The organism is Streptomyces sp. NPDC001604, assembly GCF_042893475.1.
Taxonomy (GTDB): Bacteria; Actinomycetota; Actinomycetes; order Streptomycetales; family Streptomycetaceae; genus Streptomyces.
This window is the reverse complement of the sequence record NZ_JBIAUY010000012.1, coordinates 99,752-116,306: the sequence shown is the minus strand read 5'-3', so window position 1 is coordinate 116,306 and position 16,555 is coordinate 99,752. Positions and strand designations below refer to the sequence as shown.

Below are 16,555 nucleotides of genomic sequence, written 5' to 3'. Positions count from 1 at the left end.
CGCCGCTCGGGCGGGGTGTTCTCCTCCCCCGCCGGTGGAGAGCGGCTCCCCCACGCGGGGGAGGCCCGTTGTCAGTGGCGGCTGGCACGATGACGAAATGGCCCGCTTTCTGCGCCCGTTGCTCCGGGGGACGACATACACGCGACTGCTGCACCTGTGGGTGCCGATGCTCGTCGTGAGCGTGTGGCTGTTCATCGACATGTCGACACCCTGGGTGCCTGCGGCCGTCCTGGTCCCGGTCGGGCTCATCCCTGCCGTACGCATGGGCGAGGGCGTGCAGGCGCGGCTGCTGCTGACGCCCGGCGAGCAGGATTCGAGGATCTCCGTGAACCCGTCCGCCACCTGGCGGGACCGGCTGCGCACCGTGATGTGGCTCGAGGTGCGGATGGGGCTGGGCGCGGTGGCGATGGCGAGCTGCGTCTGGCTGCCGGCGCTGGTCTACGAGCTGGTCCGCGTCGCGCTCGGACACGCACCGGACGCCGCCGTCCCCGTACTGAGCGCGTTCCAACCACACTGGGTGTACGCCCTGTTGGTGCCGTTTCCGCTGCTCGCGCTCTACGGGGCCGTGGTCGGCCTGGGCGAGCTGATCACCGCGGTCGCCCGCCGGCTTCTGGGCCCGTCCGCGGCCGAGCGTCTCGCGGCTCTGGAGGAGCGCACGGATCAGCTCCTGGAGCGCAACCGCATCGCCCGCGAGCTGCACGACTCCATCGGCCATGCCCTGACGGTGGCGGTCGTGCAGGCGGGCGCGGCCCGCGCGGCGGGCAATCCCGAGTTCACCGACCGGGCGCTGGGGGCCATCGAGGACACCGGCCGCGCCGCGCTGGAGGACCTGGAGCGTGTGCTCGGTGTGCTGCGCGAGGCGGAGCGGCCGGTGAGCAGCCGTCCGACGCTGGCCGAGGCGGACCGGCTCCTGGAGTCCGCGCGCGCATCCGGCGCGAAGATCGACATGGAGGTGTCCGGTGCGCTGGAGTCGATACCCGGCCCGGTCTCACGGGAGGGCTATCGCATCCTCCAGGAGGCCCTGACCAATGTGCTCCGGCACGCGGGATCCGTCCCGGTGCGCGTCCGTGTCGACGTCACGGACAGCGCGCTCGCCCTGGAAGTGCGCAATCCGCTGACCGCCGACATACCCGGGCCCGGACGGGGCAGCGGGCTGCGCGGCATACGGGAGCGCGCGGCGCTGCTCGGCGGCCGCGCGCGAACCGGACCGGACGAGGGTGACTGGCAGGTACATGTAGCACTCCCGTTGAGTTGATCTACGCTGGCCGGATGCCGGTGACCGTTCTCCTCGTCGACGACGAACCCCTCGTACGCGCCGGTCTGCGGGCCGTCCTGGAGGCACAGCCCGACATCGAGGTCGTGGGGGAGGCAGCCGACGGGGCAGCTGTGATCCCACTTGTGCGGCAGCTGCGACCGGACGTGGTCGCCATGGACGTGCGGATGCCGCTGATGGACGGCATCGAGGCCACGCGTGCGGTGCTGCGGACGGTCGACGATCCGCCGAAGATCCTCGTCGTGACGACGTTCGAGAACGACGAGTACGTGTACGAGGCACTGCGGGCGGGCGCCGACGGGTTCCTGTTGAAGCGGGCGCGTCCGGCCGAGATCGTGCATGCGGTGCGCCTGGTCGCCGAGGGCGAGTCCTTGCTGTTCCCGGCCTCCGTACGGCAGTTGGCCGCCGACTACGGCGACAGCGGCGGAAACCGCGCCGCCCGCGCAGCCATGGAGCGGGCCCGCCTGACCGAACGGGAGGGAGAGGTACTGCGACTGATGGCCCGGGGCCTGTCGAACGCGGAGATCGCCACCCGTCTGATCGTCGGCACGGAGACGGTGAAGTCCCACGTCAGCGCCATCCTGGCCAAGCTGGGAGCGCGGGACCGGACGCAGGCGGTGATCGCAGCGTACGAGTCGGGCTTCGTGGCGCCCGGGTGACCCTGGCTGGCAAGGTGGCGGTTCGGCACCGCCCTTAGGGGCGCGGGGCTGTGACATCAGCGGCTCCGCCGCGGGGCGCGACCAGCCACGACGGCGCAGCAGACAAAACACGGCCCATCGCGGCCCAACCCAGCGGAGCGACCCGGTACGATCCGGCCAACACGCGCACGAGCTGGGAGGACGGGACGTTGGGGCGGCTGACCGGCGGGGATCCCTCGCTGCTGCGAAGGATCAACTCCGCGGTGGTCCTGCACGCGCTGCGTGCCACGGACGCGGCGACACTGACGGAGATCACCCGGGTGACCGGGCTGTCCCGGCCGACCGTCGAGGGCGTCGTCGAGGGCCTCATCGAGGCGGGCTACGTCGTCGAGAAGGCGGCCGACGAGAGCGTGGTGCGACGCCAGGGGCGGCCCGCGCGGCGCTTCCGGTTCCGGGCGGAGGCGGGGCATCTGCTGGGCCTGGACATCGGCTCCCACCGGGTCGCCGCGCTCCTCGCAGATCTGGACGGCCGGGTGCTCGGCTCGGTCGCCAAGGACGTCGACGAGACGGCTCCGGCCGACGAGCGCCTGGAGCGGCTGCGCACCGCGGTGGCGGAACTGCTGCGCCGGGCCGGGGTCGCCCGCGGCTCGCTGCGGGCGGTGGGTGTCGCCTCACCCGGCATCGTCGAGGCCGACGGCACGGTGCGGCTGTGCGCGGCGCTGCCCGAGTGGACGGGGCTGCGTCTCGGCGAGCGGCTGAGCCGGTCCTTCAAGTGCCCGGTGCTGGTCGAGAACGACGCCAACGCTGCGGCCGTCGCCGAGCACTGGAAGGGCGCGGCCACCGAGTCCGACGACGTGGTGTTCGTGCTCGCAGGGCTGAGCCCTGGCGCCGGTTCGCTGATCGGCGGGCAGCTGCACCGGGGGTACGGCGGGGCGGCCGGCGAGATCGGCGCGCTGCATCTGCTGGGCCGCGAGGTGACCCCGGAGACGCTGCTGTCGACCACGGACGAGCCGCTGCACCCGCTCGACGAACAGGCCGTCGCCGAGGTCTTCGCACAGGCCCGCGAGGGCGACCAGCGGGCCCGCGCGGCCGTCGACCGCTTCATCCAGCGGCTCGTCCACGACGTGGCCGCCCTGGTCCTCGCGCTCGACCCGGAACTCGTCGTCATCGGAGGCTGGGCGGCCGGCCTGGACGGCGTACTGGAGCCCCTGCGCCGCGAGTTGGCCCGCTACTGCCTGCGACCGCCGAAGGTGGCCCTGTCGCTGCTGGGCGAGGCGGCGGTGGCGACGGGTGCGCTGCGGCTCGCCCTGGACCATGTGGAGGAGCAGCTGTTCGCGGTCGAGGGCACGGTGACGGCGCGGCGCTGAGGCGCGGCGCCGCAATGCGCTGTGCCCCGGAGCAGTTCCGGGGCACAGCGGGTCCGGGGGCCGGAGCTCAGGAGGCCTGGCGCTCGGGTCCCTGGTGGATCTCCACGCCGCCCGAGTCGCCGAAGGTCAGCCGGCAGGTGTCCGCACGGTACGTGGCGACGGAGAGCGCCGCGGTGCGGCCCTCGGCGAGGAAGCGGGTGGTGACCACGAGGACGGGCGCCCCGGGGAGCCGGTCCAGTTCCTTGGCGTCGTCCGCGCGGGCGGAACCGAGCTCGACGGCGCTCTCGCGGCCCTCCAGCTCAAGGCGCTGCAGCTCGCGCAGCACGGCACGCGCGCGTGCGGGACCCGACGGCGCGTCTATGGCGGAGAGGTCCGGCACCGAGGACGCCGGGACGTAGAGCAGCTCCGCGGCGACGGGCTGGCCGTGGGAGACGCGCGAGCGGCGCACCGTGAAGACGGTCTCCTCCGGGCCCGTCCCCAGTGCGGCGGCGACCGCCGCGGGCGGGGCCGCGGACGTGCAGTCGACGGCCTGCCAGACGTCCCCGGAGGCCCCCGGCCAGGCGTGCTGCTCGGTGCCGACCGCGACGCCCACGCGCGGCGGGGCGACGGTCGTCCCGACACCGCGGCGGCGCTGCAGCCTGCCTTCCAGTTCGAGCTGCTCCAGGGCCTGCCGAAGCGTGGCGCGCGCGACGCCGAAGCGGGCCGCCAGGTCGCGTTCGTTGGGCAGGATCTCGCCCACGGAGAACTCGGAGTCCAATGCCTCACTGAGCACGGTCTTGAGGTGCCAGTACTTCGGTTCCGGCACCGATTCCAACTGCGTGGTCCCCACCCTGTCCTCCGCAATCGCCGTGGTCCGGCGGCGTTTTAGCGCCCTTGTTTATTAAAGGTTGTTGCACTTATCTGCGACCATAGGGCGGCCCAAACCCTTGGTCAAGACCAATCCTGGATCCCTTGGGCGCGACACAGGACGCTCGCCGCACAGGGTTCACACGGTGTTCGTACGGAACCGTCCTCGTCGCCTACGCGGACGGCAGCGAGAGCAGCTTGTCCGGGTTGCGGATGATGTAGAGCGACTGGATGCGCCCCTCGAAGACGTCCACCTGGAAGACGCTGTCCGGCTTGCCCGCGGACAGCACGACGACCGCGAGGCCGCCGTTGAGCTCCATGAACCGGAAGGACTGGTCCGGTACGCCCTTCTGGGCGGCCCCGACGAGGAAGCGGCCCACCTTGTCGGCGCTCTCCAGGACCCGTAGCGGTGCCCTGGACTTGCCGCCGCTGTCGCCCACCAGTCGTACGTCGGGCGCAAGCAGCGCCATGAGACCTTCCAGGTCCCCCTCGGCCGCGGCGGCGAGGAATCGTTCGGTCAGCTCACGGCGCCGCCCGGGGTCGACCTCGTAGCGCGGCCGCCGCTCCTCGACGTGCTTGCGGGCCCGCCCGGCGAGCTGGCGGACCGCCGCCTCACCGCGGTCGAGCATCACGGCGATGTCGGCGTACGGGTAACCGAAGGCCTCGCGGAGCACGAACACCGCCCGCTCCAGCGGCGACAGCGACTCCAGGACGACGAGGACGGCCAGCGAGACGGAGTCGGCGAGCACGGCCCGCTCGGCGGTGTCCGGGACGGTGTCCCCGAAGTCGGTCACATAGGGCTCGGGCAGCCACGGACCGACGTACGCCTCGTTGCGCGCCTTGATCTGGCGCAGCCGGTCGATGGCGAGGCGGGTGGTGATGCGCACCAGGTAGCCGCGCGGTTCGCGCACCTCGCTGCGGTCGGCGCCGGACCAGCGCAGCCAGGCCTCCTGGACGACGTCCTCCGCGTCGGCCACCCGCCCGAGCATGCGGTAGGCGACCCCCAGCAGGACGGGGCGGTGCTCTTCGAAGACGTCGGTCTCGGTGTCGGTGGTCACGGTCCCATCCCATGCGACGCGTCCGGACATGTCCAGGAGAAATCCGGGGTGTCCCGGAGCAGAATGACCCGCAGGCCGTCGGCGGTCGGCGGCCGGATGGTGCGGAGGTGGCGATGCGGTACGCGGTTCTGGGCACGGGCGACGTCGGCCGCACGCTCGGCGGCAGGCTGACGGAGCTGGGCCACGAGGTGACGCTGGGCTCGCGCACGAAGGACAATCCCGCGGCCCTGGAGTGGGCGCGCAGCGCGGGCGCCGGGGCGCGGGCCGGCACGTTCGCGGAGGCGGCCTCGTCCGCCGAGGTGGTGGTGGTCGCCGTCGGCGGGCGGGTGGCGCTCGCCGCGCTGGAGGCGGCCGGGGCGGCGAATCTGGACGGGAAGGTCGTCGTCGACGTCTCGAACCCGATGGCGTTCGAGGACGGGGAGATGCGGCTGTCGCCCGTGGAGTCGGACAGCGTGGGCGAGCAGATCCAGCGCGCCTTCCCGCACGCGCGCGTGGTGAAGACGCTCAACACGGTCAACTGCAAGGTGATGGTCGATCCCGCGCTGGTGCCGGGCGAGCACCAGGTCTTCGTCTGCGGTGAGGACGCGGAGGCCAAGGAGCAGGTCCGGGGCATGCTCGGGGAGTTCGGGTGGCCGCCGCACCGGGTGCTCGACCTGGGCGGCATCCGCTCGGCACGCAGTGTGGAGATGCTGCTGCCGCTGTGGCTCGATCTCTTCCGGCATCTCGGGCATGCGGAGTTCAACCTGGAGGTGCGCAGGGGCCATTGAAAGCGGTGCGGCCGGGGAGGCCGACGCCAAGGGCTACCCGTCGGTAGCAATTGCTGACAAGCTGTCTACACGGCGTCCGCCGGCGAGCCCAGACGAGGAGCACCCCCATGTCCGCCACCGTCTCCTTCAAGGTCCCCTCCCCAGGGGGCCCGCAGCCCGTGACCGTCTCCTACGCGCGCGTGGGCAGCGGCGAACCGCTGCTCCTGCTGCACGGCATCGGTCACCACCGGCAGGCCTGGGACCCCGTGGTGGACATCCTGGCGACCGAACGCGACGTGATCGCGGTGGATCTGCCCGGCTTCGGCGCCTCCCCGGCCCTGCCGGACGGGCTCGCCTACGACCTGCCCACGACCACGGCCGTCTTCGGTGCGTTCTGCGAGGCGCTGGAACTCGACCGTCCGCATGTGGCGGGCAACTCGCTCGGCGGTCTGCTCGCCCTGGAGCTCGGCCGCGAGCAGCTCGCGCGGTCCGTGACCGCTCTGTCCCCGGCCGGGTTCTGGTCCGAGGCCGAGCGGCGCTACGCCTTCGGTGTGCTGCTCGCCATGCGGCACATCTCCCGGCGGCTGCCGCTGCCCCTGGTGGAGCGGCTGTCCCGCTCGGCGGCCGGCCGCACCATGCTGACGAGCACGATCTACGCCCGCCCGGGCCGCCGCTCACCCGAGGCCGTGGTCGCCGAGACGCTGGCCCTGGCACAGGCGACCGGCTTCGACGCGACCCTGCGGGCCGGCAGCGCCGTGCGGTTCACCGACGACATCCCCACCGTCCCGGTCACCGTGGCCTGGGGCACCAGGGACATGCTGCTCGTACGCCGCCAGGGGGTGCGCGCCAAGCAGATCGTCCCCCGGGCCCGGCTGGTGCGGCTGCCCGGCTGCGGGCACTGCCCGATGAGCGACGATCCGGCGCTGGTCGCCCGCGTCATCCTCGACGGCAGCCGCCGCTCCGGCACGCCGCAGGCTCAACGCGCCTGATCCGAGGGCGACTCCGACGCCGACCAGCGCACTGCCGACGGCCTGGGCGGCCCCGTAGGAGCCCGTGTCGACGAGCGGGGCCGTGCAGGCGGCGGCGACCGGGATGAGGCCGGAGAACAGCGTGGCGCGCTCGGCCCCGAGCCGCTGCATGCCCATGTACCAGCAGACGAAGCCGACGACGGTGACGACCGCCGCCTGCCACAGCAGAGCGGCGGTCTCGCCGGCGTCGGGGCGCCGCAGCCACGCCGTGCCGTCCGCGAGCAGTCCGGCCGCCGCGGACTCGGCCGCTGCCAGGCCGCACACCGTGGCGGACAGCAGCCGGGGCCCCAGGGGCCGCAGAACGGGCACGGCGAGTACGGCGAAACCGACCTCACCGGCCAGCGCGCAGGCCGAGAAGGCGATCCCCGTGCCGTCCGTACGCCCCCACCCCTGAACCGTGAAGGCGCCACAGGCGACCAGCAACGCGCCGCACAGAACCCGGCGTTGAGGTCGGCGGCCCTCCAGGAGGGGGACGACGACGGCCACCACCACGGGCGCACATCCCACGAAGACGCCGGGCACCGCCGGTTCCGCGGAGCGCTCGGCCGCGATGACGGCCAGGTTGAAGCCGACCATCCCGACGGCGGCGAGCAGGACGAGGCGGGCCCACTGGCGGGGCGCGAGCAGCCGCAGCCGCGCCGGCGCTCCCCGGCCGGCCGGCGGGAGCAGCAGCAGACAGGCGAGGCCGTAGCGCAGGAACTGGCCACCCGCGTACGGGTAGTGGCCGAGGACGCTGTTCGCGGTGAAGGAGCCGCCGACGAGTACGCAGGCGAGGGCGGCGAGGAGGGCTCCACGGGTGGTGGTGGCGTTCATGGCAGCGACGCTAGGCAGCGGTGCGGTCCGGTTTAAGGTCCATTTCCATGACGTCATCGGAGACCAATCGGGACGGCACTCCCGCCTGGGAGCTGCTCCTGCCGGCCGCCTCCGCACCTGCACGCACGCGTGGACGTTCGCTGCAGGCGGCGCTGCGTGAGGCGGTGCGCACGGGGAGGCTCGCGCCGGGGACCCGGCTGCCGTCGAGCCGGGATCTCGCCGCCGATCTCGGGGTGTCACGGGGGCTGGTCACGGAGGCGTACGAGCAGTTGACCGCGGAGGGCTATCTGCGCAGCGGGCGCGGTGCGGGTACCTGGGTGGGGGGCGCGGTGCGGGCCGCGCCGCCCCGCGCGCGTGACCTCGCCCCGCGCTCCCCCGGTGCGCGCGCCGACTTCGTGCCCGGCACACCGGATCTGTCGCTGTTCCCGCGCGCCGCCTGGGCCGCCGCGCAGCGTACGGTCCTGGCCGAACTGCCCCACCAGGACCTCGGCTACCCCGACCCGCGCGGGCTGCCCCAGCTGCGTACCGCCCTGGCGGAGCTGCTGGCGCGCCGCCGGGGTGTGGTCGCGGATCCGGAGCGGATCGTGGTCGTCTCCGGGGTGGCGCAGGCGACGACGCTGCTCGGATTCGCCCTCCACGCGCGCGGGTTGCGCACGGTCGGCGTCGAGGATCCCGGCAGCCCCCAGCACGACGCGCTGTATGCCTCGGCCGGTGTCACCACCGTGCCCCTGCCCCTGGACGGCGACGGAATCGTCGTCGGAGCACTGCGGGACTCGGACGTGCGGGCCGTCGTGACGACGCCCTCCCACCAGTTCCCCACCGGGATCGCCTACTCGGCGCGCCGCCGCACCGAACTGCTCGACTGGGCGCGGTCCGTGGACGGGCTCGTCCTGGAGGACGACTACGACGGCGACTTCCGCTACGACCGTGCCCCCGTGGGCGCGCTGCAGGGACTGGACCCGGAACACGTGGCCTACACGGGCTCCGTCAGCAAGTCACTCGCCCCGGGCCTGCGGCTGGGCTGGCTGATGGTGCCCGAGGCGCTGGCCGGGGAGGTCGTCGAGCGCAAGCGCACCATGGACCTCGGCCATCCCACCCTCGACCAGGCGCTGTTCGCCCGCTTCGTGGAGCGCGGCGACTACGACCGCCAGCTCCGCCGCTGCCAGCGGGCGTACCGCGAACGGCGTGATGCGCTCGTGGCCGCGCTGCAGGAGCACTTCCCGGGCGCACAGGTCGCCGGGATCGCGGCGGGACTGCACGTCATCGTCCGGCTGCCGGAACGGTACGGACCCCTGGAGCGGTTCCTCGACCGGGTTACGGCGGCCGGGGTGGCCGTACGCGGGCTGGCGGACTACACCCACAGGCACGTCGAGACCGGGGACGTACAACTGGTTCTGGGGTACGCGCATCAGCCACCCGCGCGAATCCGGGAGGGCATACGGCTGATGGCCCAGGCCACCGCCGTATGACCACCGGCTGACCGGCAGATGGCTCATTCCTTGCGTCGACGGGGCCACTGGTGCCTCACACCAGTTCCCCTGCCTCGGTGGTCAGTTGTTCACTTCTGGTTTCCGTGTGCGCTGCGGCGCGCGAGTAGTTGTGGCACCGCACACTGGCCGGATCCCGTCCTGGAGGCCCCCTATGTCCCTTTCGCTCCCTGGTCGTCGCAGCGTCCTGCGCGGCTCCCTCGCCGCGTCCGCGGCCCTGACCCTGCCCACCTCCCTCGGCGCTGCACCGGCGTTCGCCCTGTCCGGCCGGCCCAGCGCGAACTGGGGTGTACAGGCGGGAGACGTGACCTGCGACTCGGGGCTGGTGTGGGTGCGCTCCGACCGTCCGGCCCGGATGATCGTCGAGACGTCCGCGACCGAGTCCTTCCGCAACCCGCACAGATGGCACGGTCCGCTGCTCGGCGCCGACTCGGACTTCACCGGCACCACGCGGCTGCGCGGGCTGCCGTCCGGGGAGCAGATCCACTACCGCGTGCTGCTGGCCGACCCGGACGACCCGCGCCGCACCGGCGAGCCGGTGACCGGCACGTTCCGTACCGCCCCGGCGAAGCGCCGCCAGGGCGTGAAGTTCGTGTGGTCCGGCGATCTGGCGGGACAGGGCTGGGGCATCAACGAGTCGATCGGCGGCTACCGCATCTTCGACGCGATGGCGAAGGTGGACCCGGACTTCTTCCTGTGCAGCGGCGACAACATCTACGCCGACGGCGTCATCTCCGCGACGCAGGCGCTGCCCGACGGCAGCCTCTACCGGAACGTCACCACCGAGGAGAAGTCGCACGTCGCGACCACCCTGGACGACTACCGGGGCAACTTCCGCTACAACCTGCTCGACCGGGCGCTGCGCCGGTTCAACGCCCAGGTGCCGAACATCATCCAGTGGGACGACCACGAGGTCCGCAACAACTGGTACCCGGGCGAGGTCATCGGCACCGGCACGCCCTACCCGGCCGGCACCAGGCTCGACGACCTGGCGCTGCGCTCCCGGCAGGCCTTCTCCGAGTACTTCCCGATCTCGACCATCAGCGGACGCCCGGACGGCCGGATCTACCGCAAGGTCAGCCACGGCCCGCTGCTGGACGTGTTCGTGCTCGACATGCGCACCTACCGCAACGCCAACTCGCCGGACAACCAGACCACGGACCCGGTGGGCATCCTCGGCCGGGAGCAGCTGGAGTGGCTCAAGCGGGAACTCGCCCGGTCCCGCGCGGTGTGGAAGGTGATCGCCAACGACATGCCGCTCGGCTTGGTCGTGCCGGACCCGGTCGAGGGCAAGCCGAACTTCGAGGCGGTCGCGCAGGGCGACCCGGGCGCCCCGCTGGGCCGCGAGCTGCAGATCGCCGAGCTGCTGCGGTTCATCAAGCACCGTCGGATCACCGGCACCGTGTGGCTGACGGCCGACGTGCACCACACCTCCGCGCAGCACTACGACCCGTCACGGGCCGCGTTCAAGGACTTCGAGCCGTTCTGGGAGTTCGTCTCCGGCCCGCTCAACGCCGGTGCCTTCCCGGCCAATGCGCTGGACGGCACCTTCGGCCCGGACCGGGTGTTCGTGAAGGCGCCGACGACCGCGAACGTGTCGCCGGCCGAGGGCTACCAGTTCTTCGGCGAGGTCGACATCGACGGGGACAGCGGCGAGTTGACGGTACGACTGCGCGAGTACGACGGCACCGTGCTCTTCACCCAGGTGCTGCAGCCGGGCCGGGTCGGCCAGTAACTCCCGTACCCTTTCCGGTGGGCCGCGCACCGGCGTCATCCCCCGGTGCGCGGTGCCGATTCGCACACGTGTCCGCAGCCATAAATGGCACATAACGACACTTTACCCATCAGTCACAAAGCGTTCGTGATCACGCAACACCTTTCCTTCACAGTGGTTGCATGAGTCGAGAAATGTCTGATGTGACCCGTGCGAGGAACGGCCGTCCTGTGCACCACTGGCGGCGCGACGTCGTGGAACTCGCCGCCCTGTTCACGTCCGTCGCCGTGGCCGACGGGGTGGCCAACCTGGTCGGGCACGGGCCCGACGGTCCGGCGCTGCTGGCGATCTCGGCGGTCGCCCTGGCCGCCACGGCGGCGTTCCACACCTGGTGGACACGCCGACACGGTCATGCGCCTCCGGCCGGCGATACCGACGCCCGGTCGCTGCCGCAAGGGCAGCAGACCGGGCCGTCCGACGAGTCGTCGGCGACGCCGGAGACCGAGCCCGGTCAGAGCGCGCTGTGGCGGATGCGGACGACGGTGAAGGACGAACCGGGGTCGCTTGCCGCGCTGTGCACGGCGCTGGCCGGGCGACAGGTCGACATCCTGAGCCTGCAGACGCATCCGCTGGCCGAGGGCACGGTGGACGAGTTCCTGCTGCGGGCCCCCGGCGGGCTCATGGCCTCCGAGCTCACCAAGGTGGTCTCGCTGGCCGGGGGTACCGACACCTGGATCGAGCGGGCCGACGCCCACGATCTGGTGGACGCCCCCACCCGGGTCCTGGGTCTGGCCGCCCGCACCGCCCTCGACGCGGCCGAACTGCCGCTCGCCCTGAGGCAGTTGCTCGGCCGGTGCACCATCCGCCAGCTGCCCGCCACGCCGGTCGGCGGCGGCCGGGGTCCGGCAGGTGTGCCCGTGGAGGGTGTCCTGGAGGACACCGTGATGCGGCTGCGGGCACCGGAGGGCGGAGTGATCACCGTGGAGCGGCCGTATCTGCCGTTCACCCCGACCGAGTTCGCCCGGGCGCGGGCCCTGGTGGAGCTGGACGCCCGGCTCGGTCCGCGCGTGCCGCACAGCCAGCACGTGCTGACGCTGCCCGAGGGCAACGAGATCACCGTACGGCGGGCCGACGCACGTGACCTGGAGGCCGCGAAGGCGATGCACGAGCGGTGCTCGGCGCGGACACTCGGCATGCGCTACCACGGGCCGGTCGGCGACGCGGACCGCTACCTGAACCATCTGCTCAGCCCGCGCTTCGGCCGTACCCTCGCCGTCCAGACCGCGTCGGGACGCCTCGTCGGCCTCGGCCATCTGCTGTGGGACGGGGACGAGACCGAGGTCGCGCTCCTCATCGAGGACAAGTGGCAGCGCCGCGGCGTCGGCGGTGAACTGCTGGAGCGGCTGGTGGCGATGGCGGCCGAGGCGGGCTGCGAGAGCGTCTACGCCGTGACCCAGGCCTCCAACACCGGCATGGTCGCGGCGATGCGGGGCCTCGGGCTCCCCCTCGACTACCAGATCGAGGAGGGCACCCTGGTCATCACGGCCCGCCTGCAGACGGGCCAGGCCGGTGCCCGGCTGCCGTACGAGGTGGCGCAGGAGCAGGTCGGCGAGCGGATCGCACGGGACTAGCTCCCGGCACAGGACATCGGGGGACGGCCCGGCGGGAACGCCGGGCCGTTCGGCGTACGGAGGTTCCCCCGGAGCGCGTCCTACGCCCTCGGCTCAATCCGGATGACGTGCGGCGGCCACTCGTATGAGGATGGACCGCATGTCACAGACCACTGCCCCGCTGCCCCGCGAAGTCGCCGACACATACGTCGACGAGCTCATCGCCCTCGACCCGGTGACCGGAACGTACCTCGGTGTGAAGGAGAGTTCGAGCAGGCTGCCCGACCTTTCACCAGCGGGCCAGGAGGCCCTCGCGGAACTGGCACGGCGGACCCTGGCGCGGCTCGACGAGGCCGAGCGGCAACCCGGCGCGGACAGTGACATCGAGCGCCGCTGCGGCCGGCTGCTGCGTGAGCGGCTCAATGCCGAACTGGCCGTGCACGAGGCCGAGGAGGGCCTGCGTCGCGTCGGGAACATGGCGACGCCGGCGCACTCGGTGCGCGAGGTGTTCACCGTGACGCCGAACCAGTCCGAGGAGGACTGGGCGGCGATCGCCGAGCGGCTGCGTGCCGTGCCGGCCGCGTACGCCGGTTACCGCGAGTCCCTCTCCCTCGGTCTGGAGCGCAAGCTGTACGCGGCTCCGCGCCCGACGGCCACGTTCGTCGAGCAGCTCACCGAATGGTCCGACACGGACGGCAAGGGCCGCGGCTGGTTCGAGGACTTCGTCTCGGCGGGCCCCGAGTCACTGCGCGAAGAGCTGGACGAGGCGGCCCGCGCTGCGACCGCGGCCGTCGTGGAGCTGCGCGACTGGATGCGCGACGTGTACGCGTCGGCCATCGAGGGCGCGCCGAACACGGTGGGCCGAGAGCGCTACGGGCGCTGGACGCGCTACTTCAACGGCACGGACCTCGACCTGGACGAGGCCTACGCGTACGGCTGGGCCGAGTTCCACCGGCTGCTCGGCGAGATGAAGCAGGAGGCGGAGAAGATCCTGCCCGGCGCCGAGACACCCTGGGTGGCGCTCGCACACCTCGACGAGCACGGCAAGCACATCGACGGCGTCGACGAGGTCCGCGACTGGCTGCAGGGCCTGATGGACCAGGCGATCGACGAGCTGGACGGCACCCACTTCGAACTCGCCGAGCGGGTACGGAAGGTGGAGTCCTGCATCGCCCCGCCCGGCGGCGCGGCAGCCCCGTACTACACGCCCCCGACGGAGGACTTCTCCCGCCCGGGCCGCACCTGGCTGCCGACGATGGGGCAGACCCGCTTCCCGGTCTACGACCTCGTCTCGACCTGGTACCACGAGGGCGTCCCCGGTCATCATCTGCAGCTCGCGCAGTGGGCGCACGTCGCCGCAAACCTCTCCCGCTACCAGGCCACCATCGGCGGGGTCAGCGCCAACGTCGAGGGCTGGGCGCTGTACGCGGAGCGGCTGATGGACGAGCTCGGCTACCTCACGGACGCGGAGCAGCGGCTCGGCTACCTCGACGCGCAGATGATGCGGGCGGCCCGGGTCATCGTCGACATCGGCATGCACCTGGAGCTGGAGATCCCCGCGGACTCCCCCTTCCACCCCGGCGAGCGCTGGACCCCCGAGCTGGCCCAGGAGTTCTTCGGCGCCCACAGCAGCCGGCCGGCGGACTTCGTGGAGAGCGAGCTGACCCGCTACCTGACCATTCCCGGCCAGGCCATCGGCTACAAGCTCGGCGAGCGGGCATGGCTGCAGGGCCGGGCGAAGGCGCGCGAGCGGCACGGCGACGCCTTCGACCTCAAGGCCTGGCACATGGCCGCGCTCTCGCAGGGCTCGCTCGGCCTGGACGACCTGGTGGACGAGCTCGCCCAGCTCTGACGGCCGGGCAGGTCAGCGGCGGAAGCCGCCCTCCGAGTCGATCACCTGGCCGGTGATCCAGTCCGCCTCGTCCGTGGCGAGCCACGCGATGAGGCGGGCGGGATCGTCGGGCATGCCCCAACGCCCCGACGGGAAACGGGAGGCGACCGCCTCGTACGTCTCCCCGGTCGCGTAGTCCGTGTCCACCGGGCCGGGGTTGACGGTGTTCACGGTGATCGCCTGCTCGGCGAGCGTGGTCGACAGCGAGCGGGTGATCGAGGCGAGGGCGCCCTTCTGGAGGGCGTAGGCGATCTCGCCGGGCATGCCGCCCGCGATGTCCTGGCTGGAGGTCATCATCACGACGCGTCCGCCCGGGGTGCGCGGCGGCAGTGCGGCGCGGTGCCGGGCGTAGGCCTGGACGAGGAGCAGCACCGAGCGGGTGTCGACCGACCAGTGCGCGTCCAGCATCGTGACGTCGATGGTGTCGAGGGTGCCGTCGCTGCCGCTGAGGGCGTGGTTGGCGACGAGGATGTCGAGCCGCCCGCCCAGCGCGGAGGCGGCCGTGGCGACCAGTTCCGCGGGGGCGGCCGGGTGCGCGAGGTCGCCGGGGCCCGCGAGGATCCGGGCCGCGGGATCGCCGAGTGCCGCGCGCACGGAGGCGACCACGTCCTCGGTACGGTCGGCGCCCCAGGGCATGGCGGTGTCGTGCGGGACGTGGTGGTGCAGATAGACGCTCGCCCCGTACGCGGCGAGCCGCCGGGCCACGGCGTGGCCGATGCCGGCGCGTCTGCCGGCCCCGGTCACCAGGGCGGTACGGCCGCGCAGAGGCAGTAGCTCACGGCGAAGGTCTTCGGGAGCGGGATGCGGCAGTCGGGGCACGGACGACCATGATGGGCAACGCTTCGAATCGGCGCACGCGATTATTCGTGCTCGACCGTCGGTGCCCGTTCGCGCTCTGCTATCCCTGCTCGATGCGCCGCAGTTGGACGAGGCCCAGCCAGGTCTCCGGGCCCGGCTGGACATTGGCTGCGCGCACGGCGTAACGCCCCGGTTCCAGCACGACCCGCAGGCAGTCGGTCCGTTCCGTTTCGGATCCGGGCCAGGCCGAGTCGAACAGCACGACCGTACCGGGCACCTCCCAGCGCACCTCGTGTCCCCAGTCCGCCGTGGCGAGGGCCGCGGGGACAACCTCCAGGAGTTCGGCCTCGGAGTTCGCCGCCCACCACCGTACGAAGGTGGCGTGCTCGGGCAGGAACGCGGTGGAGGCGGGTTCGTCGCCCAGGACCAGGGCGGCCGAGTCGCCGACCGGGAGCAGCCCCACGAATCCGTCGACCTCGCACGCCCGGTCGTAGTCGGAGGCGGTCTCCTCGCCGTCGGCGCCCGACCAGAACGGCAGCACCGTCTCCGGCACCGCTATGAGCGGCCCGCCGCCCGACTCGACCCATTCCAGCGCACCGGGTTCCGCGTATCGCACCATGGCGCGAACCGTACACGGCCGCGGAACCGATGAATCCGCCGTCCCCGTCCCTCCCCGTCCACGGTCCGGTTCAGCAGCCGCAGTCCTCCGCGTCCACCGGCGCCGTCAGCGGGTCGGCGGGGCGGCGCTCGCGGCCCTCCCAGGTCTCGTACTCGAAGCCCTCGCGCGCCCAGTACTCGAAGCCGCCGAGCATCTCCTTGACCTGGTAGCCGAGTTCGGCGAGGGCCAGCGCGGCACGGGTGGCGCCGTTGCAGGCGGGGCCCCAGCAGTACGTGACCACCGGCACCGCCTTGTCGAGGAGCTGTTCGGCCTGCTCGGGGATGAGCGCGGTCGGCAGGTGGACCGCGCCGGGGATGTGGCCCTGGTCCCAGGACTCGGTGGAACGGGAGTCCACGACGACGAACCCGGGGTGGCCGCCGGAGGCGAGCGCGGCGGCGACGTCCGACACATCGGCGTGGAAGGCGAGGCTCGCGCGGAAGTAGGCGGCGGCCTCGGCCGGGGCCGCCGGGGCCACGCGCAGGACAGGGTTGACGGCGGTCGCGGTGCTGCTCATGGTCCGGCCTGCTTTCTCCGACGTTGTCGCTACGGCCAGAAATCTACGGGCGCGGATGATCTCCTAGAAGGGGCATTCACCGGCCTGTGCCTTGCCCGGCCGTGGATTCCCCTG

14 protein-coding genes and 1 pseudogene are annotated in these 16,555 nt (G+C 72.5%); 9 read left to right on the top strand and 6 right to left on the bottom strand.

What is annotated here, in order from left to right:
• The first annotated feature begins 97 nt into the window (after positions 1-97).
• The 3 genes from ACFY1E_RS29095 (at position 98) to ACFY1E_RS29085 (ending at position 3,278) form a co-directional block, all read left to right on the top strand.
• Positions 98-1,255 (top strand): sensor histidine kinase, encoded by a 1,158-nt coding sequence (locus tag ACFY1E_RS29095; RefSeq protein ID WP_389080695.1) that lies wholly within the window; start codon positions 98-100, stop codon positions 1,253-1,255.
• 14 nt (positions 1,256-1,269) lie between these two features.
• Positions 1,270-1,932, top strand: a complete 663-nt coding sequence (locus tag ACFY1E_RS29090) for a response regulator (protein WP_389080693.1) — start codon at positions 1,270-1,272, stop codon at positions 1,930-1,932.
• A 188-nt stretch (positions 1,933-2,120) separates the two neighbouring features.
• A complete protein-coding gene (locus tag ACFY1E_RS29085; RefSeq protein ID WP_389080692.1) occupies positions 2,121-3,278 on the top strand; it encodes an ROK family transcriptional regulator in 1,158 nt (385 codons plus the stop codon).
• Between the two features lie 67 nt (positions 3,279-3,345).
• Here ACFY1E_RS29085 and ACFY1E_RS29080 read toward each other — a convergent pair whose 3' ends face one another.
• Both ACFY1E_RS29080 and ACFY1E_RS29075 read right to left on the bottom strand, forming a co-directional pair.
• Complete coding sequence (locus ACFY1E_RS29080) at positions 3,346-4,107, bottom strand: GntR family transcriptional regulator (protein WP_389080690.1); 762 nt, start codon at positions 4,105-4,107, stop codon at positions 3,346-3,348.
• A gap of 190 nt (positions 4,108-4,297) precedes the next feature.
• A complete protein-coding gene (locus ACFY1E_RS29075) occupies positions 4,298-5,182 on the bottom strand; it encodes an RNA polymerase sigma-70 factor (RefSeq protein WP_389080689.1) in 885 nt (294 codons plus the stop codon).
• Between the two features lie 113 nt (positions 5,183-5,295).
• Here ACFY1E_RS29075 and ACFY1E_RS29070 point away from each other — a divergent pair, with 113 nt between their 5' ends.
• Complete coding sequence (locus tag ACFY1E_RS29070; protein WP_389080687.1) at positions 5,296-5,949, top strand: NADPH-dependent F420 reductase; 654 nt, start codon at positions 5,296-5,298, stop codon at positions 5,947-5,949.
• A 107-nt stretch (positions 5,950-6,056) separates the two neighbouring features.
• Entirely contained in the window at positions 6,057-6,917 is an 861-nt protein-coding gene (locus ACFY1E_RS29065; protein WP_389080686.1) for an alpha/beta fold hydrolase, read from the top strand.
• Positions 6,918-6,980: 63 nt separating this feature from the next.
• On the opposite strand, the pseudogene ACFY1E_RS29060 reads toward ACFY1E_RS29065, so the two are convergent.
• Positions 6,981-7,769: pseudogene (locus tag ACFY1E_RS29060) on the bottom strand (EamA family transporter); the annotation flags it as partial.
• A gap of 47 nt (positions 7,770-7,816) precedes the next feature.
• Between ACFY1E_RS29060 and ACFY1E_RS29055 the strand changes: the two are divergent.
• The 4 genes from ACFY1E_RS29055 (at position 7,817) to ACFY1E_RS29040 (ending at position 14,432) form a co-directional block, all read left to right on the top strand.
• Complete coding sequence (locus ACFY1E_RS29055; RefSeq protein WP_389080685.1) at positions 7,817-9,238, top strand: PLP-dependent aminotransferase family protein; 1,422 nt, start codon at positions 7,817-7,819, stop codon at positions 9,236-9,238.
• Between the two features lie 172 nt (positions 9,239-9,410).
• Positions 9,411-10,991, top strand: a complete 1,581-nt coding sequence (locus ACFY1E_RS29050) for an alkaline phosphatase D family protein (RefSeq protein ID WP_389080684.1) — start codon at positions 9,411-9,413, stop codon at positions 10,989-10,991.
• A gap of 173 nt (positions 10,992-11,164) precedes the next feature.
• Positions 11,165-12,601 carry a GNAT family N-acetyltransferase gene (locus ACFY1E_RS29045; protein WP_389080682.1) on the top strand — a complete coding sequence of 479 codons (1,437 nt, stop codon included), beginning with the start codon at positions 11,165-11,167 and terminating at the stop codon, positions 12,599-12,601.
• A gap of 139 nt (positions 12,602-12,740) precedes the next feature.
• Entirely contained in the window at positions 12,741-14,432 is a 1,692-nt protein-coding gene (locus ACFY1E_RS29040) for a DUF885 domain-containing protein (RefSeq protein WP_389080681.1), read from the top strand.
• A 12-nt stretch (positions 14,433-14,444) separates the two neighbouring features.
• Here ACFY1E_RS29040 and ACFY1E_RS29035 read toward each other — a convergent pair whose 3' ends face one another.
• From ACFY1E_RS29035 to ACFY1E_RS29025, 3 genes are all read right to left on the bottom strand, one after another.
• Positions 14,445-15,290 (bottom strand): SDR family oxidoreductase, encoded by an 846-nt coding sequence (locus ACFY1E_RS29035; protein WP_389080679.1) that lies wholly within the window; start codon positions 15,288-15,290, stop codon positions 14,445-14,447.
• A gap of 79 nt (positions 15,291-15,369) precedes the next feature.
• Positions 15,370-15,888, bottom strand: a complete 519-nt coding sequence (locus ACFY1E_RS29030) for an immunity 21 family protein (protein WP_389080678.1) — start codon at positions 15,886-15,888, stop codon at positions 15,370-15,372.
• Positions 15,889-15,958: 70 nt separating this feature from the next.
• The gene (locus ACFY1E_RS29025; protein ID WP_389080676.1) at positions 15,959-16,441 is read right to left on the bottom strand and encodes a rhodanese-like domain-containing protein; all 483 of its coding nucleotides are present in this window, start codon (positions 16,439-16,441) and stop codon (positions 15,959-15,961) included.
• Positions 16,442-16,555 lie beyond the last annotated feature (114 nt).

Excerpts from the sequence above, each read along its gene's own strand:
- ACFY1E_RS29095 (WP_389080695.1), top strand. The coding sequence starts at position 98 with ATGGCCCGCTTTCTGCGCCCGTTGCTCCGGGGGACGACATACACGCGA.
- ACFY1E_RS29090 (WP_389080693.1), top strand. The coding sequence starts at position 1,270 with ATGCCGGTGACCGTTCTCCTCGTCGACGACGAACCCCTCGTACGCGCC.
- ACFY1E_RS29070 (WP_389080687.1), top strand. The coding sequence starts at position 5,296 with ATGCGGTACGCGGTTCTGGGCACGGGCGACGTCGGCCGCACGCTCGGC.
- ACFY1E_RS29065 (WP_389080686.1), top strand. The coding sequence starts at position 6,057 with ATGTCCGCCACCGTCTCCTTCAAGGTCCCCTCCCCAGGGGGCCCGCAG.
- ACFY1E_RS29055 (WP_389080685.1), top strand. The coding sequence starts at position 7,817 with ATGACGTCATCGGAGACCAATCGGGACGGCACTCCCGCCTGGGAGCTG.
- ACFY1E_RS29050 (WP_389080684.1), top strand. The coding sequence starts at position 9,411 with ATGTCCCTTTCGCTCCCTGGTCGTCGCAGCGTCCTGCGCGGCTCCCTC.
- ACFY1E_RS29045 (WP_389080682.1), top strand. The coding sequence starts at position 11,165 with ATGTCTGATGTGACCCGTGCGAGGAACGGCCGTCCTGTGCACCACTGG.
- ACFY1E_RS29040 (WP_389080681.1), top strand. The coding sequence starts at position 12,741 with ATGTCACAGACCACTGCCCCGCTGCCCCGCGAAGTCGCCGACACATAC.
- ACFY1E_RS29030 (WP_389080678.1), bottom strand. The coding sequence starts at position 15,888 with ATGGTGCGATACGCGGAACCCGGTGCGCTGGAATGGGTCGAGTCGGGC.
- ACFY1E_RS29025 (WP_389080676.1), bottom strand. The coding sequence starts at position 16,441 with ATGAGCAGCACCGCGACCGCCGTCAACCCTGTCCTGCGCGTGGCCCCG.